14 protein-coding genes and 1 pseudogene are annotated in these 22,801 nt (G+C 72.9%); 7 read left to right on the top strand and 8 right to left on the bottom strand.

What is annotated here, in order from left to right; all coding sequences use genetic code 11:
* Positions 1-3: 3 nt before the first annotated feature.
* Entirely contained in the window at positions 4-897 is an 894-nt protein-coding gene (locus DDW44_RS23920; RefSeq protein ID WP_108908925.1) for a cupredoxin domain-containing protein, read from the bottom strand.
* A complete protein-coding gene (locus DDW44_RS23915) occupies positions 894-2,936 on the bottom strand; it encodes a right-handed parallel beta-helix repeat-containing protein (protein WP_108907688.1) in 2,043 nt (680 codons plus the stop codon). Before DDW44_RS23915 ends, DDW44_RS23920 begins: the two co-directional genes overlap by 4 nt.
* A 958-nt stretch (positions 2,937-3,894) precedes the next feature.
* Here DDW44_RS23915 and rox point away from each other — a divergent pair.
* From rox to DDW44_RS23900, 3 genes and pseudogenes are all read left to right on the top strand, one after another.
* Positions 3,895-5,322, top strand: a complete 1,428-nt coding sequence (gene rox, locus DDW44_RS23910; protein WP_108907687.1) for a rifampin monooxygenase — start codon at positions 3,895-3,897, stop codon at positions 5,320-5,322.
* Between the two features lie 60 nt (positions 5,323-5,382).
* Positions 5,383-5,586 (top strand): annotated as a pseudogene (locus DDW44_RS32960) (metalloregulator ArsR/SmtB family transcription factor); the annotation flags it as partial.
* Positions 5,583-6,185 (top strand): dihydrofolate reductase family protein, encoded by a 603-nt coding sequence (locus DDW44_RS23900; RefSeq protein WP_108907686.1) that lies wholly within the window; start codon positions 5,583-5,585, stop codon positions 6,183-6,185. The pseudogene DDW44_RS32960 and the gene DDW44_RS23900, both read left to right, overlap by 4 nt.
* Positions 6,186-6,362: 177 nt before the next feature.
* Here the strand turns inward: DDW44_RS23900 and DDW44_RS23895 are convergent, their stop codons facing one another.
* From DDW44_RS23895 to DDW44_RS23880, 4 genes are all read right to left on the bottom strand, one after another.
* Entirely contained in the window at positions 6,363-7,295 is a 933-nt protein-coding gene (locus tag DDW44_RS23895; protein WP_108907685.1) for a cysteine peptidase family C39 domain-containing protein, read from the bottom strand.
* Positions 7,296-7,690: 395 nt separating this feature from the next.
* Complete coding sequence (locus DDW44_RS23890) at positions 7,691-9,112, bottom strand: MFS transporter (RefSeq protein WP_108907684.1); 1,422 nt, start codon at positions 9,110-9,112, stop codon at positions 7,691-7,693.
* A complete protein-coding gene (locus DDW44_RS23885; protein WP_108907683.1) occupies positions 9,109-9,765 on the bottom strand; it encodes an ArsR/SmtB family transcription factor in 657 nt (218 codons plus the stop codon). Before DDW44_RS23885 ends, DDW44_RS23890 begins: the two co-directional genes overlap by 4 nt.
* Before the next feature lie 323 nt (positions 9,766-10,088).
* The gene (locus tag DDW44_RS23880; protein WP_018888476.1) at positions 10,089-10,979 is read right to left on the bottom strand and encodes a LysR family transcriptional regulator; all 891 of its coding nucleotides are present in this window, start codon (positions 10,977-10,979) and stop codon (positions 10,089-10,091) included.
* Positions 10,980-11,063: 84 nt separating this feature from the next.
* On the opposite strand from DDW44_RS23880, the gene DDW44_RS23875 reads away from it, so the two are divergent.
* Positions 11,064-12,044: a threonine ammonia-lyase gene (locus DDW44_RS23875; RefSeq protein WP_108907682.1), complete on the top strand. Its 981-nt coding sequence runs from the start codon at positions 11,064-11,066 to the stop codon at positions 12,042-12,044.
* A gap of 60 nt (positions 12,045-12,104) precedes the next feature.
* Here DDW44_RS23875 and DDW44_RS23870 read toward each other — a convergent pair whose 3' ends face one another.
* The gene (locus DDW44_RS23870) at positions 12,105-12,305 is read right to left on the bottom strand and encodes a DUF397 domain-containing protein (protein ID WP_108907681.1); all 201 of its coding nucleotides are present in this window, start codon (positions 12,303-12,305) and stop codon (positions 12,105-12,107) included.
* The gene (locus DDW44_RS23865) at positions 12,302-13,192 is read right to left on the bottom strand and encodes a helix-turn-helix domain-containing protein (RefSeq protein WP_108907680.1); all 891 of its coding nucleotides are present in this window, start codon (positions 13,190-13,192) and stop codon (positions 12,302-12,304) included. Before DDW44_RS23865 ends, DDW44_RS23870 begins: the two co-directional genes overlap by 4 nt.
* A 147-nt stretch (positions 13,193-13,339) precedes the next feature.
* Between DDW44_RS23865 and DDW44_RS23860 the strand changes: the two genes are divergently transcribed.
* From DDW44_RS23860 to DDW44_RS23850, 3 genes are all read left to right on the top strand, one after another.
* Positions 13,340-13,921, top strand: a complete 582-nt coding sequence (locus DDW44_RS23860) for an ATP-binding protein (protein ID WP_341867080.1) — start codon at positions 13,340-13,342, stop codon at positions 13,919-13,921.
* 197 nt (positions 13,922-14,118) lie between these two features.
* The gene (locus DDW44_RS23855; protein ID WP_108907678.1) at positions 14,119-15,258 is read left to right on the top strand and encodes an SDR family oxidoreductase; all 1,140 of its coding nucleotides are present in this window, start codon (positions 14,119-14,121) and stop codon (positions 15,256-15,258) included.
* Between the two features lie 115 nt (positions 15,259-15,373).
* The gene (locus DDW44_RS23850; protein ID WP_108907677.1) at positions 15,374-22,786 is read left to right on the top strand and encodes a type I polyketide synthase; all 7,413 of its coding nucleotides are present in this window, start codon (positions 15,374-15,376) and stop codon (positions 22,784-22,786) included.
* Positions 22,787-22,801 lie beyond the last annotated feature (15 nt).

The raw sequence follows: 22,801 nt of genomic DNA, 5'->3' as shown, positions 1-22,801 counted from the left end.
CGCTCACCGGACCGCGAGTTGCGCCAGCACCAGCCCCGAGCGGTGCGTCTCGACCTCGAACAGCCCCGCCCGGTCCATGACGACGCGGAGGGTGGTGGTGCGGCCGGCCTTGAGGTCGGCGGAGCGGTCCACCCCGTGGACGTGCAGTTCGTCGTCGGTGTCGCTGGTGACGCGGAGGTCGAGGGGCCGGCCCTTCCGCACGTCGATGCGCCCGGGCGCCGGACTGATCCTGCCCCGGACGATGGTGATGTCGACGGCCTGGGCGCTCTGGGTGGGCTGGGTGCTCTGGCCGTTCCGGTCGGTCTGGTCGGTCTGGTCGGTCTGGTCGGTCTGGTCGGTCTGCCGGGGTCCGGGCTCCGGAGTCGCTGCGGGCGAGGCGCCGGGCAGCCGCACGCTGTCCTGGACGGGGCTCCCTTCCACGGCCCATGTGGTGTGGTCGTCGGCGACCAGCCGGGCGGTGAGCGTCCCGCCGCCGGGAGGTATCCGCTCGGCGGACAGGTGGTGCCGGCTGCCGTACACCCGGGCGATCTTCCTGCCGTCCAGGAGCAGATGGGCGTGACCGGTGCCCAGGACGGCCGCGCCGCCCACGCTGTCCGGGGTGAAGCGGAAGCGCCCGACGTCGAGCCGGACGTTCCAGCCGTCCTCGGCGTCGGGCCGGACGGTCAGGGTGACGGTCGGGGCCTCGTCCCGCACCGGGACCTGCCGCAGGCGGTCGTGAGAGCCCTCCCCGTGGCCGGGCAGCAGCGTCCCCGCGGGGCCGGTGACCACCTCGTGGCCCGTGCCCGGCCCGTGGTGCGTGGTGGGGCGTTCGGTGCAGGAGCCCACGCCGAGGACCAGGGCTGCCGCGACCACCGCCGGGGCCGTTCGCCGGGTGCGGCGGCTCCGACCCCGGCTCATGACACCGCCCTGGGCCGCACCGCACCGGCTTCGCCCGGGCCGCCCGCCGCGGCGGCCCGGGAGGCGTCCACGGGCCGGGCCGCGGCCACCACGGCCCACACGACCCACACCAGACCCAGCAGCCCGCGCAGCCAGGCCGGGCCGAGCGGCGTCCACGGGACCATGAGGACCGCCTGGTCGAAGGCGTCCAGCAGGGTCAGCAGGCCCAGCGCCACCGTCGTCCAGCCGAAGGCGGGGCTGCCGGCGCGCAGGGCGAGGCCGGTGACGGTCCACCAGATCCCCAGGAGCAGCAGGGCGAGCGCCGGGACCAGCGTGGTGGAGAGGGAGAGCGTCTCGCCGGCGACGTCGAGGACCAGTCCGGCCGCACCGAGCGCGGTGGCGATGGCGGCCCGGCGGTTCCCGCGCAGTGTGCGCCACCACAGCAGGCCGCCGACCAGCGCGAGCGCGGCGGCGACGGCGAGGGCGGTCTGCACTTCGATGCGCTCGATGCCGCGTGCCCCGTACCAGTCGCAGCCCGCGGGAAGCCGCCGCGCCCCGACGCTGTAGTCGGAGCAGACCATCAGCTGCGCGAGTTTGACCGGCTCGCCGAGGATCCGGTGAGACCCGCCGGACACCGCGCCCGGCTCGTCACCGCACACCGGCAGGGCGCGCGGGCTGCTGCCGGACGCGGCGTCCTGCCAGCAGTTGCCCTCGCCCTGGCCGTCCCACCAGACGTCGGCGCGGTTGGGGGCCGCCGCGCCGTCCCGGTCGGTGCCGAGCTTGTTGGCGTGGAAGCGGTTGTGGTGGGAGGTGTCGGTCTGCCGGGACCAGGACTCCTCGCCGCGGATGAAGGCCGGAACCGCGTTGAGGTGGAAACCGACGCGCTGGTGCCCGTAGACCCAGTTGCCCTCGAAGACGTTCCAGTTGCCGCCGGCGACGATGACGCCCGTGCCGGGTGGTACGGACGTCTGGGGGCAGACCACGCCCTGTTCGTAGCCGCGCTCGGCGGGGGGCTTGGCGCACGTGCCGTCCACGACGTGCCGGTAGTAGTTCTGGTTGTTGCTGTGGATGAGGTTGCGCTCGAACCGTGCGTGGTTCTGCGGCAGACCGGGGTGCCCGGGGAAGACGCTGTCCATGGACGCGCCGGCCATGTTGTGGTCGAACTCGTTGTCGTGGGCCCAGACCGAGTCGCCCGCGGTGCCCGAGTAGCCGAGCAGGTTGTGGTGGCTGCGGCAGCCGGTGATCTCGATGGAGTAGCGCGGCACGTCGTACCCGCGGCCGTCGTTGATGTCCGAGGCGCTGCCCGGATAGATGCCCGAGTCGCCGTTGCCGTACGACTCGCAGTCGCGGTACAGGCCGTGGTCGCTCGCGAAGGTGAGGAACCCGTACTCGTCGTTCCAGCGGGTGAGCACCCTGTCGATGACGAAGCCGTCCACGGCCAGTACGTAGAGCGCGTTGAACGTCGTGCGCTGGGCGGTGAAGTTGCGGAAGTAGACGCCGTCGGAGCCGTCCGCGCGGACGGCGTTGAGCTTGCGGTACCCGGCGTCCACGACCACGTCGAGCGGCCCGGCCCCGGTGCCCTCGATCTGCAGGTCCCGCTTTCCGAGGATCGCCACCAGGTTCTGGTTGTGCGGGCACTGCTGCTGCTGCGCGTAGGACAGCACCTGGTAGCCCTGGGCGGCCCGGGGGGCCTTCAGGCGGGCGCAGGCCCCCGTCGGCTCGGGCTGCGAGGGTTCCTCCTCGTAGCGCCCGGGCAGCACGGCGATGGTCATTCCCGGCCGGTCCACGGCGTCCACCGCCTGCTGGAGATGGCGGTAGCCGTCCCGGACGCAGCGCTCGTGGAGCCGGAGGTTGTGTGCGCGCAGCGCCTCGGGGAAGCGGGCGACACGCCGCTGGAAGTCGCCTGCGTCGGTCTTGCAGACCAGCAGGTCCGGTGGGCCGCTGCGGTACTCGGGGACGCTGCCGGTGCCGTCGGGGAAGGTGACCTCGCGCTCCTCGTGGGCCGGCGCCGCCGACGCGGTGCCCAGCAGGAGCGCGGCCACGACGGCGAGGGCCGTCATGACTCGACGTGTCCACGTCATCAACATGGGCTGCAAAGTAGAACCGGTATCAGAAATTGGGAAGGTCACGGTCCGGCCGAATTGCGGCCGGAGCCGCGGCCTCGCCCGGCGGCCGGCGCCGGTCGGCCGTGAGCACCGCTCGGCGCTCGGCGGTCGCCCCTCGCCGGTCGGCGGTCGGCGGTCGGCGGTCGGCGGTCGGCGCTCGCCGGCGCCGGTCGGCGTGAGCACCGCTCGCCGGTCGCCGGTCGCCGCTCGGCGGGAGGCGGGCCCTCGCCCGGCTGCGTTCCGCTGACATCCCCACGCGGCCACACCCAGCGCGGTCACGCCCAGCGCGGCCACACCCAGCGCGGTCACGCCCCGCGGCACCCTCCCACTCCCGGACGATGACCATGGGGAACGCACAAGCACCCCACCGCGCACGGGAGTCCACGGCCCCGGCCCGGGAGGACACCAAGGGCCCAGGGGCGCCAGACACTTCGGGGGTCCTGGGGCCCCGTAGATCTCGGGGCGCCGGGGATCTCGGGGCGCCGGGACGGATGGCCGGAACGGGCTGCGCATCGGCTGCCGACCGCGTGCCGCGGGCTCCGGGGCGGGGGGGCTGGCCCGTACCCCGGCGGACGGCAAAAGCAAAGGCAAGGAGGTCACCCACTCCTTGCCACTCTCAACTTATAGCGGAGGCGGGGCCTTGCGGCAAGGCCCGGGTCGTGGCGCAGAATCGTCGACCCAGGCCGGAACTTGGGGGAAATCAGGGATTAGCGACGTACATGCACCCCTGTCCGTGTACATGCACCCCCGTCCGCTTCGGGTGCCGCGGGACGGGAAACCGCCGGTGGGACCCGTGGTGTGGTCGCGGGCACGGGGCGCGGAGAGCCGGCCGCGCGGCGCGGAGGTCCGGACGCGCGCCCCGCCGCACTGCGCGGAGAGCCGGCCGCACAGAACCCGTACCGAAGGGGGATTCATGATCGATGTGATCGTTGCCGGCGGCGGACCGACCGGCTTGATGCTGGCCGGCGAGCTGCGACTGCACGGCGTGCACGTGCTCGTGCTGGAGAGGGACGCGGAGCCGACCAGGATCGTGCGCTCGCTCGGCCTGCACGCGCGCAGCGTCGAGGTGATGGACCAGCGGGGTCTGCTGGAGCGGTTCCTCGCGCTCGGGACGCGGTACCCGGCCGGCGGCTTCTTCGCCGGCATCGCCAAGCCGGCGCCGGACCGGCTGGACACCGCGCATCCGTACACCCTCGGCATCCCGCAGACCATCACCGATCGCCTGCTCGCCGAGCACGCCGCCGAGATGGGCGCCGAGATCCGGCGCGGCCGCGAACTCGTCGGGCTGAGCCAGGACGAGCACGGGGTGACCGCCGGGCTCGCCGACGGCACGCGACTGCGCTCTCGCTACCTCGTCGGTTGTGACGGCGGCCGCAGCACGGTGCGCAGGCTGCTCGGCGTCGGCTTCCCCGGCGAGCCCTCCAGGGTCGAGACGCTGCTGGGCGAGGTGGAGGTGACCGCACCGCCGGACGTGCTGCACACCGTGACGGCCGAAGTGCGCAAGACCCACAAGCGGTTCGGCGCCATGCCCCTCGGGGACGGGGTGTACCGCGTCGTCGCGCCCGCCGAAGGGGTGGCCGAGGACCGCACGGTCCCGCCGACTCTGGACGAGCTGAAGCGGCAGCTGCGGAAGCTCGCCGGCACCGACTTCGGCGTGCACTCGCCCCGCTGGCTCTCCCGCTTCGGCGACGCCACCCGGCTGGCCGAGCGCTACCGGACCGGCCGGGTGCTGCTGGCCGGCGACGCGGCGCACATCCACCCGCCGGCCGGCGGGCAGGGGCTCAACCTCGGCATCCAGGACGCGTTCAACCTCGGCTGGAAGCTGGCCGCCGAGGTCAACGGCTGGGCGCCGGAGGGACTGCTGGACAGCTACCACACCGAACGGCACCCGGTGGCCGCCGAGGTACTGGACAACACCCGCGCGCAGATGGAGCTGATGTCCGTCGAGCCGGGACCCCGAGCAGTGCGCCGGCTGGTGTCGGAACTGATGGCCTTCGAGGAGGTGAACCGGTACCTGATGGAGAAGATCACTGCGATCGGCGTCCGCTACGACCTCGGCGAGGGGCATGAACTGCTCGGCCGACGGCTGCGGGACGTGGGGCTGAAGCGGGGCCGCCTCTACGAGCTGATGCACGGCGGCCGCGGGCTGCTGCTCGACCAGACCGGCCGGCTCTCGGTGGCGGGCTGGGCGGATCGAGTCGACCGCGTCGCCGACACCAGCGAGGAACTGGACGCGCCCGCGGTGTTGCTGCGGCCGGACGGCCATGTGGCGTGGGCCGGTGACGATCAGCGGGAGCTGCTCGACCGGCTTCCCCGGTGGTTCGGCGCCGCGGCCTGCTGAGCGCGCGTTCGGGCACGACCGGCCCGACCGATCCCGACGCGCCCGGAGGACTCCGAGATCCTGAGGCCCACCGCTGCCGGCACGGACCTCGACGTCCACTGGCGGATCGCCGACAGCACGGTCGACTCCGCCGACTTCATCGCGGGCATCGAGATCGGCTTCGGCCAGAGCCTCGACAAACTCGTGGCGGCCCTCGCCGCAGACCCGCATGGCACCGACAGCACCGACAGCACCGACAGCACCGACACAAGGAGCGCGCAGTGACCCACTCAGCCGGCGACCGCAGGGTGACCGCAAACCTGGCTCTCAGCCTCGACGGGCGTTACCACGGCCCCGACGGGGCCGGCGATTTCCGCGCGTTCGCCCCGTACGTGACCACCGAGGTCGCGCGCAACCACCTCACCCGCATCTGGGAGGGCGCGACGACGGCGCTGCTCGGCCGGGTCAACGCCGAGGGATTCCTGGGGTACTGGCCGTCGGTCGCCGCGGACGAGAGCGCCGATCCGCGTGATCGTGGATATGCGAAGTGGCTGGTCGAGACGGAGAAGGTGGTCCTCTCGACCACCCTGGCCGAGGCACCGTGGGAACACAGCCGCGTGGTGAACGCTCCCGCTGCGGACGTCGTCGCCGGCCTCAAGTCCACCGGCGCGGGCGACATCCTCGTCAACAGCAGCGTCAGCGTCATCAAGGCGCTTCTCTCGGCGGACCTGCTGGACCGGCTGTATCTCATGGTCCTCCCCGAGATCGTCGGGGGCGGGCGGCGGCTGTTCGACGACGGCCTGCCGAGCTCGGCATGGAGGCTCGCCCATCAGGAGACCGGCGATCTGGGCGAGATCGCCCTGGTCTACGACCGAGCGCGCTGATCCGGCCGATCGGCGCGGGCAGCGGGCGAGGCGGCCGCCCCGGCAGTCCGAGGGGAGCGGCACCGCGACGCCGTGCGGGCGCGGCCGCGCGTCGGGCGCCCCGTTCATCGCGCGGTCGGCCCACGCGGCGGGGCACGGGCCCGCCCCCGGTGCGAGGGCCGGGGGCAGACCGCGGACCTACCGAACCGCCTCGGCCAGCGCGCCGTGCAGTTCGCCGTACGTCGGTGCGAGCCGCCGCAGACCGGTCACCAGCGCCGCGTCGTCCCCGGTCACCAGCGGGTACTGCAGGCTGCCCAGGAGCCTGGCCTGCGCGCGCAGCAACCTGGCCGGTTCCGGGAATCCGGAGCCGGCCAGGGCCACGGCGGCGTCGGACAGTCGCCGGGCGCCCACCCGCACCGAGAACTTCTCCATCATCTCCCGGATTTCCGGGCTGAGTTCACCCTCTTCGATCTGCTGCGCGAGCCGCTCCAGACCCTGCGCGTTGGGCAGCGAGCCGGGGGGAACGTCACGATCGCCGCGGACGCCGAGCCAGGCCACCGCGCCGGGCAGCGACGCGCGCAGCGCCTCGTCCACCGTCACCTCGCGGCGGCGCACGAACGACGTGCGCAGCACGAAGCCCCGCTCGATGTAGGCGACCTCCTCGGCGCTCCAGGCCCGGAGGAACTCCGCCGTCGGCAGCGTCGCGTACGGGTGACCGTGCGGGTCGTGGAAGACCACCGTGCCGCCGTCCACCGCCACCACGACCACGTAGTGGTCCGCCCCCGTGGCACTGCCGCTGCCCGGCTGGTGCAGCAGCAGCCCCATGTCCAGCGGTCCGACCAGCACCGGTCCCCGCGCCGTCGCCGCACTCAGCCTCAGCAGCGCTTCGCCGGCGTCGTCGCCGTCACTGCGCTCGCAGGTGTAGCCGAGCAGTTCGATCGCCGCGTCCAGGCCGGCTTCCGGGTCCCAGCCGAACGGATCGAACAACGGCACCTCGCCCAAGAGCAGTTGGAAGCCAAAGGGCGACCCGGTCAGCACCTCGAGGAACGGCGACGGCGGCGCGCCCTCACCAAGCGTCATGGCGAGGGAGTTGGAGAAGCAGTACGGACCGGAGCCGGTGTAGGGAAGCAACGCGACCTCATAACTCACGACGGTGGACGGTTCTCGCTGCCAAGGGGGGTCCCGGCATCCCGGAGGATCGGCGCGCGGCGTCGGACGCCCCGGGGCCTTCCCGGACCCGAAGAGCCGGGGCCGAGGGGACAGCTCGCGGGGCCGGGAGTCCTCCTCGTACGGGACGTACACGGATGATTCGGCGCCGCAGCGAAGTGCCGTGGCCGGCATCGTGTGCCCACCGGGATAACGCAACAGCCCTGAGGCAGGGCCCGATTCTAGTGGGTGCCCGGCGCGGGCACCGGCGCTCGGCCGGCGCGATCCTGCGCCGGGAGCCGGCCCGCCGCCCGCCACCAGGTGGTTCAGCAGGGGCGGTGGGCGGGAGCGGGCGGCCGGTCCCCCTCCCCCGGCAGACTTCATGTCGCCGCGGTCGCACTGCCGTGCGAGGCGTCCTCCGTGCCGCGCGAGGCATCCTCGCTGGCATGCGAGGCGTCCTCCGTGCCCTGAGAGGCGCCCTCCCCGCCATGCGAGGCACCCTTCCCGCCATGCGGCTGCCGGGCGCCCCGCCCGCCCTTACCGTCCATCTCGCGCCACTCCGGCCGAAGTCCGGCCAGATTCGTGGTGAGGAAGTACGCCGCCCCGCAGGCGAGCAGCACCGGCACGAGTCCGGCAGCGGCCACCGTCGCCCCGGCGAGCAGTCCGCCGAGCGGGATACCGGCCCAGGACAGCGAGCCACCGAGGGCGTTGACCCGGCCCAGCAGTCGGCGCGGTACCCGCTCGATGAGAGCGGCTCCCAGCACGGGGTTGACGAAGCCGCCACCGAAGCCGCTCACGGCGAAGACCGCCAGTACCACCTCCAGCGGGGCGCCCGAGGCGAGGACCAGGAATCTCGGCGCCCCGACGAGAAGGAATCCGGTGAGGACGACCGTCCTGCGCCGGAGTCTGTGGGCCGCTGCGGCGGCGATCAGACTCCCGGCGACCGCCGCGGCTCCCATCACGCCACCGGTCAGGCCGATAGCGGCCGGCCCGTGGCCGGACTCCCTTGCCCAGACGGGGATGAGCACCGTGCTGATCGCCGCGTCCAGCAGATTGGTGATCCCCACCGTGACGACGACGGTGAGCAGCAGGGAATCACCGCGGAGGAAGGCGAGACCTTCGCCGAACCGCCGCCAGTAGCCCGGTGACGCTCCGTCGGCCGGTGCCGAGTCTGCCCCGCTCAGGTGCCCGGTACGGCGCGGGAGCGCCAGCCCGACGATGACCGATCCGGCAGCGAAGCAGACCGCGTTGAGGGCAAGCCCGGTCAGGGGGCCGAGCAGCGCCACCAGGGAGCCGCCGGCCACCGGACCGAGGGTGGAGGCGAGGCGCTCGACCACGCCGGACAGACCGGTGACCCGCTCCAGCGGTACTCCGCCGCGCTCGGCGGCTTCCGGCACCATGACCTGCTTGGCCAGATCGCCTGGGCCGCGTGCCGCGCCGATCACCGCGACCAGGGCCAGCAGAAGCGGAAAGGACAGCAGGTGCAGGGCATGGAGGAGGGGGATCACTGCGGCGGCGACGGCACTGGCCGTGTCCGCGGTCCAGGAGACGGTTCGCGGGCCGGCACGGTCCACCAGGGGCCCGGCGAGCGCCTTGACCACGACATAGGGAGCCATCTCGCAGAAGGCGACCAGCCCGGTCTGGGTGGCGCTGCCGGTGGTGACGAGCACGAACCAGGGCAGCGCCACGGCCGAGATCCGCGTACCGGTCAGCGACACACCCATGGCGGCCAGTACCCCGGCCAGCGGCCGTAAGGACCGCTTGCCGGATATGCCGCCGGCGTCCGGGGCATCCTCGGTCATGGCGCCTCCGTTCCCGCATCGGGGCCGCTGTGCTCCTCGGGCGTGGCGGGCGAGTCCAGCTCGGGCAGGATGAGCGTGATGACTCCGAACCGCTCGGCGCCCTTCGGGGCACCGGCCGCCGCGTCCGGGGTGTCCCTCCGGTAGCGGGCGATGACGGCCCTCAGCTCCTGCCGCAGGGAGACGGCTTCCTCAGGGGTGAGCCGCAGCGGCCAGTCGCTCATGTGGAAGGTGTCCCGCCACGCGTCGGGCAGCGTCTGCAGCTCGTGGAGCGTCTGCTGAGTGCGCAGGGTGTAGGTGGCCGCGACGGACTGCAGAAACGCCAGCGCGGCCTCGGGCTCCCGATGGGCCAGCTCGCGGTCGTTGAGCTCCGTCGTCTGGTGGACCGAACGCCACCAGCGCTCCCGCGCGTTGCCGCGTTCCGCGTCCTCCTCGACGAAGCCGGCCGTACCCAGCTGGCGCAGGTGGTAGCTGGCCGTACCGGAGTTCACGCCCAGTCGCTCGGCGAGGCGGGTGGCCGTCGACGGGCCGTACTTCCGCAGCAATCCGACCAGCTGCACGCGCAGCGGATGCGCCAGGGCACGCAGCCCTTTGGCGTCCAGGGCTACCGAGTTCTCTTCGGTGGAGCCGTCGGCTCTCTCCCTCGCATCAGTCACACGGCACACGATAGACCGCAAAGAACTCTTCGCAAAGAGACCTTCGCAACGAGTTCTTCGCAAACAGCCCTGGGTGAACGGCTGTTGGCGATGACCACCTATCGAAGGGCCGTTGGCGAGCGGCTGTTGGCGAAGAGCCGTCCGGCGGCCCGCTCGACTCGTGCGTACGACGGCCCGGGCCCGGCGCGCTCATCCCACCACCACCCATGACTCCCAGGGCCGCCGGTTGCCGTGGCCCGGTCGCGCCGACCGCATGGATCGCACCGCACACCAGGCGGGCGGCCGGAATGCCGTGCCGGGCAGAGCCCCGGCCCGGCGACCTCTCAGGGCGGAGGCAGCGGGGCCGCCGTGGCGTCCGCGAGGTGGTCGAGCAGGGCTGCGACGGCCGGCGGGTCCGGCGGTTCGCCGTGGACGGCTGCGCTGATCGCCCTCTCCTGGCCCGGCAGACGTGCCGTCCTGACGGCGGGGTTGCGCTGGGCCGCCAAGGCCAGGCCGGGCAGTGTGGTGACACCCAGTCCGGCGGCGACGAGGGCCTGGACGGCGACGTAGTCGTCGGTGGTGAACGCGATGTCGGGGGTGAAGCCGGCGGCCTGGCAGGAGCGCAGCAGGTGGGTGCGGCAGCGTTCGCACCCGCTGATCCACCGTCGCGTGGCGTGGTCGGCCAGTCGGTCGCCCGCGAGGCCGCCCGGCGTCACCAGGTAGATGGGCTCGGTGAGCAGGGGCGTTCGGCGCAGCCCGTCGTCGTCGGCGGGTGGTGTGTCGGAGTAGCCGAACAGCAGGGCGATGTCGACCTCGCCCGAGCGCAGCAGCCGCGCCGCGTCGGGCGGTTCGGCCTCGGTGAAGCGCAGTTCGACGCCGGGGTGGGCGGCGGTGAACGCGGCCGCGGCGCGCGGGACGAAGGTGCCGAGGGCCGAGGGGAACGCGGCCAGGCGCACTCGTCCGGCGTGCAGTCCGGCGTGGGCGGCGAGCTCCTCCTCGGCCGCCTCCAGGCGCCCCAGGATCTCCTCGGCTCGCTCGGCCAGCATCCGGCCCGCATCGGTCAGCCGGACGCCGCGCCCCACGCGCTGGACGAGCCGGGTGCCCGTCTCGGCCTCCAGCCTGGCCAGATGGTGGCTGACCGACGGCTGCGCGTAGCGCAGGGCGCGGGCGGCGGCGGTGACCGAGCCGTGGCGGTTGACCGCAGCGAGCACGCGCAGGCGGGTGACGTCGAGCATGGAGACAATCTATCAATGAGATCGATAGGTGTCCGAGAGAACTGGCATTGGACCGATGGATCGGTCGGCCAGGACGATGGCCGCATGCCACAGCCTCCTGCCTTCGCCGACATCCTCGCCGCCCGGGAACTCCTGGCCGGGTACCTGCCCGCCACGCCGATGTGGTCGTACCCCGTGCTCGACGCGGTGACCGGTGCGACCGTCCACGTCAAACACGAGAACGTCCAGCCCGTCGGAGCGTTCAAGGTGCGCGGCGGGCTCACCCTGCTGTCCGGCCTGACGCCGGCGCAGCGCGCCCGCGGCCTGGTCACCTACTCCACCGGAAACCACGCGCAGTCGCTGGCCTACGCCTGCGCCGCCTTCGGCGCCTCCTGCACGGTGGTGATGCCGGAGACGGTCCCCGAGGCGAAGGCACGGGCGGCACGGGCGCTCGGCGCCGACGTGGTACTGCACGGTCCGGACATGGGCGCCGCACAGGAGTGGGCCGAGAAACTGGCGGCCGACGGCGACCGGCACCTGGTCAGCCCCGGCGACACCCCGGCCCTGCTGGCCGGCGTCGGCACCCTGTACCTGGAGATCTTCGAGGCCCGGCCCGACCTCGACGCGGTGGTGGTGCCCGTCGGCTCCGGCACCGGAGCCGCCGCGGCCTGCCTGGTCGCCGCGGAGCTCGCCCCGAACTGCCGGGTGATCGCGGTGCAGTCGTCCGCGGCACCTGCGGCGCACGACTCGTGGCGGGACGGCGTCTGCGTCCGGCGCCCCAACCGCACCACCGTGGAGGGCCTGGCCACCGGACGGGGCTTCACACTGCCCCAGCACGTCATGCGCTCCGGACTCGCCGACTTCCACCTCGTCTCCGACACGCAGATCGCCGCGGCGCAGCGGCTGCTCGCCAGCCATGCGCACACCCTCGCCGAAGGTGCCGGAGCCGCCGCCCTGGCGGCCGTACTGGCCAGGCCGCAGGAGTTCACCGGACAGCGCGTCGCCGTGGTCTGCTCCGGCGGCAACGCCTCCACCGCCGAAATCGCCGCACTGGGCGAGGGCGCCGCACCGGTGCTCGGCGAATGATCACGTAGTGGCGTGGCACAGGCGTGCCCCCTGACCATCGCCAGGGGGCAACCTCATCAACTACCGTGCCGCGAAGTTCACGAACGCGGCCCACGCAGCTCCATCGACCGTGAGCCCCATACGCGTTGTGTCCTTGGAGTCACGAACGTGGACGGCCTCGTGGCGGGCGGCGACCTCTACGCACTCGCCGCCCGCCCCGCTGCTGTAGCTGCTCTTGAACCACGTAAGACCAGGATCGGATGGGTCAGGCTTCATGGTCATCTCTCTCCCAGCAGCTTCTCAACGAAGGCAAGCGATTCCCGTGGAGTGAGTCCTTGCGCGCGCAGGACTCCATACTGCTCCTCGAACTCACGCACTGAGCCGCGCTCCGTGTGAAGGCGGCTCTCCTTGTGTGCTTCCACGTATGCGATCCTGCGCCCTTCCCGCGTCTCGATCAAGGTGAACGGCCCGCCGAGCGCTGCATGCTCCTCACGCTGGGTCGGCATCACTTGCAACTCAACGTTGCGCTGCTGCCCCACAAGAAGTACCTGCTCCAACTGCCCACGCAAGACGCTCTCGCCTCCCAGCGGGCGCCGCAGCGTCACCTCCTCGATGACGAAGCTGATGGTGGGCATCGGCCTACGGGCGAAGATGTCCTGGCGAGCGAGTCGAGCCGTCACGCGCTGGGCGATCGTCTCTTCGTCCAGCAGCGGCCTCCACATCCCGAACACCGCCCGTGCGTACTCCTCCGTCTGCAACAGCCCCGGCACTCCTTGGTTGGCGTACACGTGCAATTCGACCGCCTCCCCCTCCAACCGCGCCGCGTCCCGGAAGAACGCCGGATACTGCGCCCGGGCCACCTCCTCCTTCATCTCCTGGAGGACCCCGCCCGCGTCCAGCACCTCGTCCGCCCGGTCGATGAACCTCGGCGGCGGCACCCGCCGCCCCTGCTCGTACGCGGCGATGGTCGAGACCGAGTACCCCGTCAGCGAGCCGAACTCGGGCCGCTCCAAGCCCGCCCGCAACCGGAACCGCTTCAACTGCCGCCCGAAGACCCGTAGGACTCCGGAACCCGCTTCCGGTTCCGCCCGCCACTCGTCACCGCCAGCGCCACCGCCACCATCGCCGCTGCCGGTCGCCCCGCCCACCAGCCCCGTCGCTTCGCTCATCCCCGTACCACCTCCCCCGGCCAACGCGCCCCCGCACCGGCCGTCACGCTCCGTGCCGCCTACACCCGCGTACCACACACCTACAGCGACTTCCCGTGTGCGCGTCGTGCCTGTTCACGCTAGGACGGCACCGACAGCGTGGACCACGTGAACAGCCGAACTTCCCCCACACGACGACCCGACGAGTCCGAGGCCGAAGGCGATGCCGAGTCCATGGGCGCCTCCAAGACCAGGACCGAGTCCGAGACCAGGACCGAGGTCGAGTCCGAGTCCGAGTCCGAGACCGAGTCCGAGACCGAGACCGAGGCCGGGACCGCAAGCCCCCTCCACGAGTTCGCGATGGCCTTCACCTCCTCCCCGCGCGGCGCGCGCCTCGCCCGCAGGCTGGTCTCCCACCGCCTCGACGCGTGGGGGCACCCCTACGGCAGCCGGGTCAACGACACCCTGACGCTGATCACCGCGGAGCTGACCGCCAACGCCGTACGGCATGGGCACGTCGCCGGGCGGGACTTCCGCGTCCGGCTCACCCAGGGCGCCGCCGGCCTGCGCGTCGAGGTCACCGACACGCGGACCGAACGCGTCCCGGTGCTCTCCGACCGGGAGCCGCCCGGCGACGCGGAGTCCGGCCGGGGTCTGCTGATCGTCGCGGGGCTGGCGACCCGCTGGGCGGTCGCCCCGCGCGCGGGCGCGCCGGGCAAGACGGTCTGGGCGGAGCTGCACCTGACGTGACCTGACAGACGGCAGATCGCGCACCGCTCCGCCACCACCGAGTGTGCGCAGGGCCGTTCATCCGACGGACTCGTGCACTCTCTCCACGGCAGGGCCTCTCGGTGCGACTCCCCGAACCCCCTCCACTTGTCACACCATGCGATCATCCGACTACTAAGCGTTTTGATCTTTCAGGCTCATTCGTCCATGCTGAGGCCGTGACCATCCTGATTACGGGTGCCACGGGATTCGTCGGTTCCCGTCTCGCCCATGCCCTGCTCACCACGCGCAATCAGCGTGTCATCGCGCTGGGACGCGGCGACCTCGCCGACGTGCGGCGGCGCGTGGTGGCCGCGGTCAGCCTGCACGGCGGAACGGACGCAGACGCCCTGCGGCGTCTGCAGTGCGTCAAGGGCGACGTGACCCTGCCGTGGCTGGGGCTGTCGCCGGGGACGCACGCGCGGCTGGCGGAACAGGTCGATGCCGTCTGGCACTGCGCCGGCGACATCGCGCTGGCCGGGGAGAGGGAGCGGCTCTTCCTGGTGAACGCCCACGGCACGGCCCAGGTACTCGCCTTCGCCGACAGGACGCGGCCCGACTGCCGTCTGGTACACGTGAGCACCATGGCGGTTGCCGGGAACCGGCCAGCCGGCCTGGTACGGGAGGACGACCTCACCGACGCCCACGGCTTCGTGACGCACTACGACGCTTCCAAGTACGAGGCGGAGCAACTGGTACGCGCCTGGACCGCGCGCCGTGGCCGGCCGGCGGTGGTTCTGCGGCCGGGCGTCGTCGCCGGCGACCGGCCGCTGCCGGAGACCGCCGCCGGTCACCCGCTGGCTCTGCTGGGCCGCATGATCGAAACAGTGGCGAGCGGAGGTGCCCCCAGCATTCCGTCCGCTGCCGAACGCTCTTCGGGGGCTCGGCTCCACCTGCGGCTCAAGGCGTCACCTTCGGCGACGTTCAACATCGTGCCGAGCGACTACGCGACGGCGGCGATGGTCCGGATCGGACACGACACGCCGCACGAGCGCGCCGGGGCGCACACCTACCACATCGTGCACCACACACCCACCCAACTGGGCGACGTCATCGGCGCGTTCGAGCAGGCCTATGCGGGCCTGCGACTGGAGTGCACGGAGGAGATCGACGACGCGACACCGGCCGAGCGGTTCATCGCCACGCATCTGACCGGATTCCTCAGCTACTGCCGGCTCCGGCACACCTTCGACCGTACCGGTGCGCTGGCCGCCACCCCCGGCCTGCCCGAGCCCGCACCGCTGGACACGGGGTTCCTCCGCCGGGCTCTCGGACTCGGCTCCCGCGCCGTCGTCGACTCGGCGGCCGGCGCTCTCTGACCGGCGGGCACCCCCGCCTGCTACTTCTCACAGCCGTCGAACGCGCCTGCCCGCGTGATCCGATGCCCGCCCCGGATTCCCTCCGCTTCCGCTTGGAGCACAGTTGTCTCTGCGTATGCCGTTGCTGCCCGACGACGCCATTGCCGTGGTGGGCTCCGCTTGCCGCCTACCGGGGGGCGTGCACCACCTGGACGACCTGTGGACGGTCCTGACGGCCGGTACGGACCTGGTGACCGACGTACCGTCCGATCGCTTCCCCCTCGCGGACTTCGTCGACGTCGGTCGGCGCCCCGGCCAGTCCTACACGGCGGCGGGCGGGTTCCTCCGGGACCTGTCCGGCTTCGACACCTCCTTCTTCTCCGGCATCTCCCCCAGGGAGGCGGCGCACATGGATCCCCAGCAGCGACTGCTGCTGGAGATGGCCGTGGAAGCGATGGACGACGCCGGCACCGACGCCACCGCGCTGGAGGGCTCCGACACAGCGGTGTACATCGGCTGCTCCAGCCGGGACTACGGCGAACTCCAGTCGATGTCACCGGAGTCCGGGAACGCCTACACCATGTCGGGGATGGCCGGGGCGATCGTGGCCAACCGGCTGTCGCACTACTTCGACTGGCACGGGCAGAGCGTCGCCGTCGACACCGCCTGCTCCTCGGCCCTGACCGCGGTGCACCAGGCGTGCGAGCACCTGCGCGGCGGCGGTACCCGCCTGGCGGTGGCAGGCGGCATCAACGTCCTGCTCAACCCCCATGTCTACGGGGGCTTCTGCAACGCGTCCATGCTGTCGCCGACCGGGCGGTGCCGGCCGTTCTCCGCGGAGGCCGACGGCTTCACGCGCGCTGAAGGCGGCGGGCTGGTCGTGCTCAAGCGGCTGGCCGACGCCCGGGCCGACGGAGACCGCGTCCACGCGGTGATCCTGTCCAGTGGCGCCAACAACGACGGCCGGACTCCCGGTCTGGCGCTGCCCAGCAGCTCTGCGCAGGAGGCGCTGCTGCGCCAGGTGTACGAGCGGGCCGGTCTGGGGCCCGACGACGTCGCCTACCTGGAGGCCCACGGTACGGGCACCCCGGCGGGGGATCCGCTGGAGGCGGAGGCCATCGGACGGGCCCTGGGTGTCGACCGCGGCCGGGGTCCGCTGCCGATCGGGTCGGTCAAGAGCAACCTCGGTCACCTGGAGGCCGCAGCCGGTATGGCGGGCCTGTTCAAGGCGCTGCTGGTCCTCAAGCACCGGCAGATCCCGGCGACCCTGCATGCCGATCGGCTCAACCCGGCCATCGCGTTCGACGAGCTGAACATTCAGCCGGTCACACGGCTGCAGCCCCTGGACGCACCCGGCAGGGCCGTCGCGGGCGTGAACTCCTTCGGCTTCGGTGGTGCCAACGCCCACCTCGTCCTGGCCGACGTCCACCCGGCGGCACCGGATGCCGCTGCCGTACCGGGCCGGTCACCGGCAGCCGGGGTGCCGGTGGTCGTCTCCGCCCGCACCCCGGTGGCGCTGACCCGGGCGTGCGAACGGATGGCGGAGCACCTGCAGTTCACCGGGGACGACCTCTACGACATCGCCTACACCGCGACCCGGCGCCGCACCCGCCACGAGCATGCCGCCTGCGTCTGGGCCGAGGACCCGGCGCAGGCGGCCGAGGCGCTGCTGCGACTCGCCGGGGGCGAGCAGCCCGACACCGCCGCCACCGCCCCGAGGGCGGCTCCGGGACGGGTCGCGTTCGTCTTCGACGGCAATGGGTCGCAGTGGGCGGGCATGGGCGCCGATCTGCTGTCCGAGCCGGCCTTCTCCGCTGCAATCGACGAGGTCGAGGCGGGCCTGCGTCCGCATCTGAGCTGGTCGCCGCGCGAGCAACTCGCCGCCGGCTCGCCCGGTCTGGAGCGCACCGAGATCGCCCAGCCTCTGCTGTTCGCCGTGCAGGTCGGCATCGTCCGGCTGCTGGAGGACCGCGGCATCGAACCGGACGCGGTCGTCGGCCACAGTGTCGGGGAGATCGCCGCGGCCTACGTCGCCGGCTGTCTCGACCTGGAGCAGGCATGCCGTGTCGTCGCGGTACGCAGCCGGGCGCAGGCGGCGACCGCCGGCAGCGGTCGCATGGCTGCCGCCGGGCTGAGGCCCGAGGAGGCCGCCAAGGAGCTGGCGGCCTTCCACGGGCGCCTCGAAGTCGCCGGCGTCAACAGCCCCCATGACGTCACGATCGCGGGCGACAACGCGGCGCTGGCGGAACTGGGCCGGGAGCTGACGGCGCGCGGGGTGTTCTTCCGCGCCCTGGACCTCGACTACGCCTTCCACTCCCGGCACATGGACCCCGTGTACGAGGAGGTGGCGGGACCGCTGCGCTCGTTGGACCCGCGGCAGGGCCGGCTGCCGTTCGCCTCCACCGTGACGGGCGCGCTGTGCGCCGGGCGACGGCTCGATGCGGAGTACTGGTGGCGGAACGTACGTGAACCCGTCCTGTTCGCCGATGCCGTACGGGCACTGGCCGACGAGGGCTGCACCCGGTTCGTGGAGGTCGGCCCCCACCCCATTCTGGCCACCTATCTGAAGCGGCTGCTGCCCGGGCACGCCGCCGCCCACGCGACGCTGCGCCGGGACACCCACGGTCCCGCAGCGCTACGGCGGTCCACCGCCGCGATCATCGCCTCCGGGGCGGGCGCACGGTGTTTCCCCCGGCGCGGCGAGGTGGTGTCCCTGCCGGGGTACCCCTGGCAGCATGAGCGGCACTGGAGCGGAACAGCCGACTGGTGGGTCACCGTTCCTCAGGACAAGACCCTCGTACATCCGCTGCTGGGACGCCGGGCGGCCGTCGCCGACCCCACCTGGCATCAGCAGCTCACCCGCACCCGGCTGCCCTGGCTGGCTGATCACCGGGTCGACACGAGCATCGTCATGCCGGCCACCGCCTACCTGGAGGCCGCACTGGCGGCGGGTCGCGCCGGGCTGGGCACACCGTGTGAAGTCACCGATCTCGATGTACTGAGGCCGCTGACCCTGCCCCGTACCGACGACCCGGCCTCCGTATCGGTCCAGACCTCCTTGTCCGCCGAGGACGGCATCGTCCTGATCGCCTCCCGCACCGATCCCTCCGCCCAGTGGACGCCGCACGCGCGAGGCCGAGTCCGCCGACTGACGGCCCCCGCACCGGCGCCACTCGGCGGCCCCGGTGCCGGCACGGTGGTGGAGCCGGCCGTGCACTACGAGCACGCCGCACGGGCGGGTCTCTCGTACGGCCCGGCGTTCCAGGTCCTCACCGGCCTGGTGGTGTCCGGCACGGAGGTCACCGCGACCTACCGGCTGCCCGAGTCGCCCGCGCGTGACGCGGCCGGCTTCCACGCGCACCCGGTGATCTGCGACGGCGCCCTGCAGGCAACCGCCCCTCTGCTCGCCCGGGTCGCCGGCGGCCGCATGTTCCTGCCCACCGCGATCGAGTCCGCCCGCGTATGGCGGCAGCCACCGGTCAGCGGCCGGATCCATGTGGTGCTGCGCCATCTCACGGGATCGGACGCCGTCGTCGACGTGACCGTGAGCGAGGACGACGGCGGCGTCGCCGTCCAGCTGACCGGCTGCCGTCTGCACGCCGTCGCCAGGCGGGACGAGGTGCAGGAGCTGGCGACCGTCCTGCGGTACGCACCACGCCCCGGCCAGTCCCCCGCATCGACTCCCGCGCCCCTGCCGGCACCGGCGCACACGGTGGCCGCGACCGCCGCGGCACGGGCCGCCTTCGAGAAGGAGCAGGCGGACGACTACCGCCGCTTCGCGCCCACGGTGAAGGCCACGGCAGGGCACTACGCGGCCGCCGCCTTCGCCGACCTGCTGCCGGGCACGGACCGCTTCCGGATGAGCGACCTCCTGACGGCGGGACTGCAACCGCGGTACGTCTCCTACGCCCGGCTCATGGCCGGGCTCGCCACCCGCTCCGGCCTGCTGGAGCACCAGCCCGCCGCATCCCCCGGCGAGGAGTGCTGGCGGTTCACCGCGGCGGAAGCCGCCCCGGAGACGCACCTGCGGCTGTGCGCGGAGCGGTTCCCCCAATGGATCACGGCCACCGCCATGTACTCCCGCGTCGGCGCCCACCTTCCCGACATCCTCACCGGCCGGGCCGACGCCCGCCAGCTGCTCTTCAACGAAGCCGACCGGCATCTCGTCGAAGCCTTCTACGCCGACACCCCGCAGATGCGCGCCCACAGCCACTACGCCCGCCTCGTCCTCCGGGAAGCGCTGCGCGAGTGGCCCACCGACCGGCCGCTGCGCGTCCTGGAGGTCGGCGGCGGCACCGGCGGCCTGACCCAGGCCCTTCTCGCCGTGCTCCCGCCGCACCTGACCCGCTACACCTTCACCGACGTCACACCGGCCTTCTTCCCCCGGGCGCAGGCCCGGTTCGCCGCATACGACTTCCTCGACTACCGCACCCTCGACCTCGACGACGATCCCACCGCTCAGGGCTTCGCTCCCGGGTCCTTCGACCTCATCGTGGCCGCGAACGTCCTGCACGCCACGACCGACCTGCGCGCCACCTGTACGCGCCTCGCTCGGCTGCTCGGCGCCGGCGGGCAACTGCTGGCGGTGGAGAGCCACGACGAGGAGATCCTCGGCCCGTGCTTCGGGCTCCTGCCCGAGTACTGGTCCGGCACGGACGACGACCTGCGCACGAGTCCCCTGCTGCCGCGCGCCGCGTGGACGCCCCTGCTGTCCGAGTGCGGCTTCGACGCCGTCACCGACACCGGCAGCGGCCAGGCGGAGACCGCGGAGGACTACTCCCTGCTGGTCGCTCGCCGCACGGTGGACGCCCGGGTGCGCCCGCACACCGCGCCGCGGAACACCGAGCCGGCCCCCCGCACGGACGATCCCTGGCTGATCGTCACCGACTCCGCCGGGCATCCCCTGGGCACCGCGTTGACCACCGCCCTCACGGCGGCCGGAGCCCGCGCCCAGCTCACCTGCCTGCCCGACGCCGTGGACCCGTGGGAGCAGCCCCTGACGGATCAGGCGTCAGCGCGCGTCGTCCTCCTCCTCGGCGACGATCACCCCTCGTCCGGCACCGAGGCCGTCACCGAGGCCGTCACCAGGGCCGCAGGTGCCGTGAGGGCCGCGGCAGCCACGGCCGCCGCCGCGGGCCGGCCGGACCCCCTGCTGTGGCTGGTCACCCCGCCGACCGGCCTGCACCCGGCCCCCGCGGACACCGGCGCCGGCCCATGGGCCGCGGCCGTATGGGGAATCGGCCGGGTCGTCGCCAACGAGCGCCCCACCCTGACCGTACGCCGCATCAGCCTCTCCACTTCCCCCGATCACGCGGCCGACGCCGCACGGCTGGCCGCCGAACTCCTCGAACCGGGTGAGGACGACGAAGTCGTCCTGGAACCACACGGGCGCTTCACTCCCCGACTGCGCCCGCTCCCGCCCGTCACCCGCGACGCCGGCCCGCACGACACCTACCGGCTGCGGCTGAGCCGCCCCGGACGAGGCCACCACCTCACCTGGATCAACGCCGAAGCGGAACCACCCGGCCCCGGAGAGGTGGTCGTCGGGGTCAAGGCCGCCGCCCTCAACTACCGTGACGTGATGCTCGCCGAAGGCATGCTGCCGGCGGGCGCGGAACCGGCCAGTCCCACCGGCCCGCTGCTCGGCCTGGAGTGCGCCGGCGTCATCACCGCCACCGGGCCGGGCGTCACCGGCTGGTCGGTGGGCGAGCGGGTGTACGCCTTCGCCCACGGCGCCTTCGCCTCCCATGTGCGGGTACGCACGGAGCAGACCGGCCGCATCCCCGACCACATGACCTTCGAGCAGGCGGCGACCCTGCCCGCCGTCTACCTCACCGTCCAGCACAGCCTGGAGACACTCGCCGGCCTGCGTGCCGGGGACACCGTGCTGGTGCACGGCGGCGCCGGCGGCATCGGTCTGGCCGCGCTGACGTACGCCCGTCACGTCGGCGCCCGGGTGATCGCCACCGCGGGCACCCCGGCCAAGCGCGATCTGCTGCGCGCCCTGGGCGTCGAGGCCGTGTTCAACTCCCGCGACCTCTCCTTCGCCCATCAGGTCCGCGAGGTGACCGGGGGACGAGGCGTCGACGTCGTTCTGAACTCCCTGGCCGGGGAGGCCATCGCCCGCAGTCTGGAGTGCCTGAAGCCGGGCGGACGCTTCATCGAGCTGGGCAAGCGCGACATCTACGCCAACGCACCGCTGCTGCTGCGCCCCTTCCGGGACAATCTCGCCTACTTCGGTGTCGACATCACCCGGCTGATCGCCGACGCCCCCGAAACGGCCGCAGCCGCCTTCCGCACGGTCACCGACCGCGTCCTGGCCGGCACCTACCCGCCCCTCCCCCACCAGAGTTACCCGGCACCGCGCATCAGCGACGCCTTCAGCGCTCTGCGCCACTCGCGCCACCTGGGCAAGGTCGTCGTCTCCTTCACCGACAGCCTCCCCGTCGCCGTCGAAGAACCGCAGCCGGCACCGCGGCTCGACCCCGATGCCACCTATCTCGTCACCGGTGGGCTGAGCGGCCTCGGCGCAGCGACCGCCCGCCACCTCGCCACCCGCGGCGCCCGCCACCTGGCCCTCGTCTCCCGCCGTGGCGCCGAGGCCCCGGAAGCCGCGCGACTCCTCAGCGACCTGCGCCGGCTCGGCGCCGGCGCTCACGTGCACGCCGCCGACGTGACCACGAGCGACGCCATGCGAACGGTCATCGCCGACGCGCGGCAGCACGGCCGCCCGGTGCGCGGCGTCGTGCACGCCGCCATGCACCTGGACGACGCCCCGCTGACCGACCTCACCGCCGGACGGTTCGCCGCCGTACTCGCGCCCAAGGTGCGCGGCGCAGAGGTACTCCACGAACTCACCGCCGACCTCGGCCTCGACTTCTTCGTCGCCTACTCCTCCGTCGCGGCTCTGATCGGCAACCAGCACCAAGCCCCCTACGCGGCCGCCAACCTGTACCTGGAAGCGCTGATGCGCACGCGCCGCGACCAGGGCCGGCCGGGTCTCGCACTGGCCTGGGGCGGCATCTCCGAGACCGGCTACGTCGCCCGTACGAACATGGCCGACACCATCGCCCGCTCCGGCATCGGACTGATCACACCCGCCATGGCCCTGACGGCCCTCGACGCGTACCTGAGCCGCCCCGAGGGACAGGCAGCGGTCGGCGTGATGGACTGGGAGCGGCTCACCCACCTGCTGCCGGCCCTCACCGTGCCGAGGTTCTCCGCCCAACTGGGCGGCAACAGCAGGGTCCAGCGCACCCGGACACAGGACCTGCGCCGGCGGCTGAAGGCCGCCGACGGTGAGCAGGCCCGTCTCGAACTGATCACTCATACGCTCGTCGAAGCCACCGCGCACATCCTGCAGACCACCCCGGACCGCGTGGACCCCGTCGCCCATCTGGCCGACCTCGGGCTGGACTCGCTGATGGGCGCGGAGCTGAAAGTAGCCCTGGAGCAGACCTTCGGCTGCGAACTGTCCCTGATGGAACTCATGGCCGCCGCGACCATCGACGGCATCGCGCGTCGCATCGACCGCCTGATGCACGGCTGACGGCACCGTCGGCCC

It is taken from the genome of Streptomyces tirandamycinicus (assembly GCF_003097515.1).
GTDB classification, from domain to species: domain Bacteria; phylum Actinomycetota; class Actinomycetes; order Streptomycetales; family Streptomycetaceae; genus Streptomyces; species Streptomyces tirandamycinicus.
This window is presented reverse-complemented; position numbering and strand designations above follow the sequence as displayed.

Bases quoted from the DNA above. Each gene is read 5' to 3' on its own strand.
- DDW44_RS23920 (WP_108908925.1), bottom strand. From the start codon at position 897: ATGAGCCGGGGTCGGAGCCGCCGCACCCGGCGAACGGCCCCGGCGGTG.
- DDW44_RS23915 (WP_108907688.1), bottom strand. From the start codon at position 2,936: ATGACGGCCCTCGCCGTCGTGGCCGCGCTCCTGCTGGGCACCGCGTCG.
- rox (WP_108907687.1), top strand. From the start codon at position 3,895: ATGATCGATGTGATCGTTGCCGGCGGCGGACCGACCGGCTTGATGCTG.
- DDW44_RS23890 (WP_108907684.1), bottom strand. From the start codon at position 9,112: ATGACCGAGGATGCCCCGGACGCCGGCGGCATATCCGGCAAGCGGTCC.
- DDW44_RS23880 (WP_018888476.1), bottom strand. From the start codon at position 10,979: ATGCTCGACGTCACCCGCCTGCGCGTGCTCGCTGCGGTCAACCGCCAC.
- DDW44_RS23875 (WP_108907682.1), top strand. From the start codon at position 11,064: ATGCCACAGCCTCCTGCCTTCGCCGACATCCTCGCCGCCCGGGAACTC.
- DDW44_RS23870 (WP_108907681.1), bottom strand. From the start codon at position 12,305: ATGACCATGAAGCCTGACCCATCCGATCCTGGTCTTACGTGGTTCAAG.
- DDW44_RS23865 (WP_108907680.1), bottom strand. From the start codon at position 13,192: ATGAGCGAAGCGACGGGGCTGGTGGGCGGGGCGACCGGCAGCGGCGAT.
- DDW44_RS23850 (WP_108907677.1), top strand. From the start codon at position 15,374: ATGCCGTTGCTGCCCGACGACGCCATTGCCGTGGTGGGCTCCGCTTGC.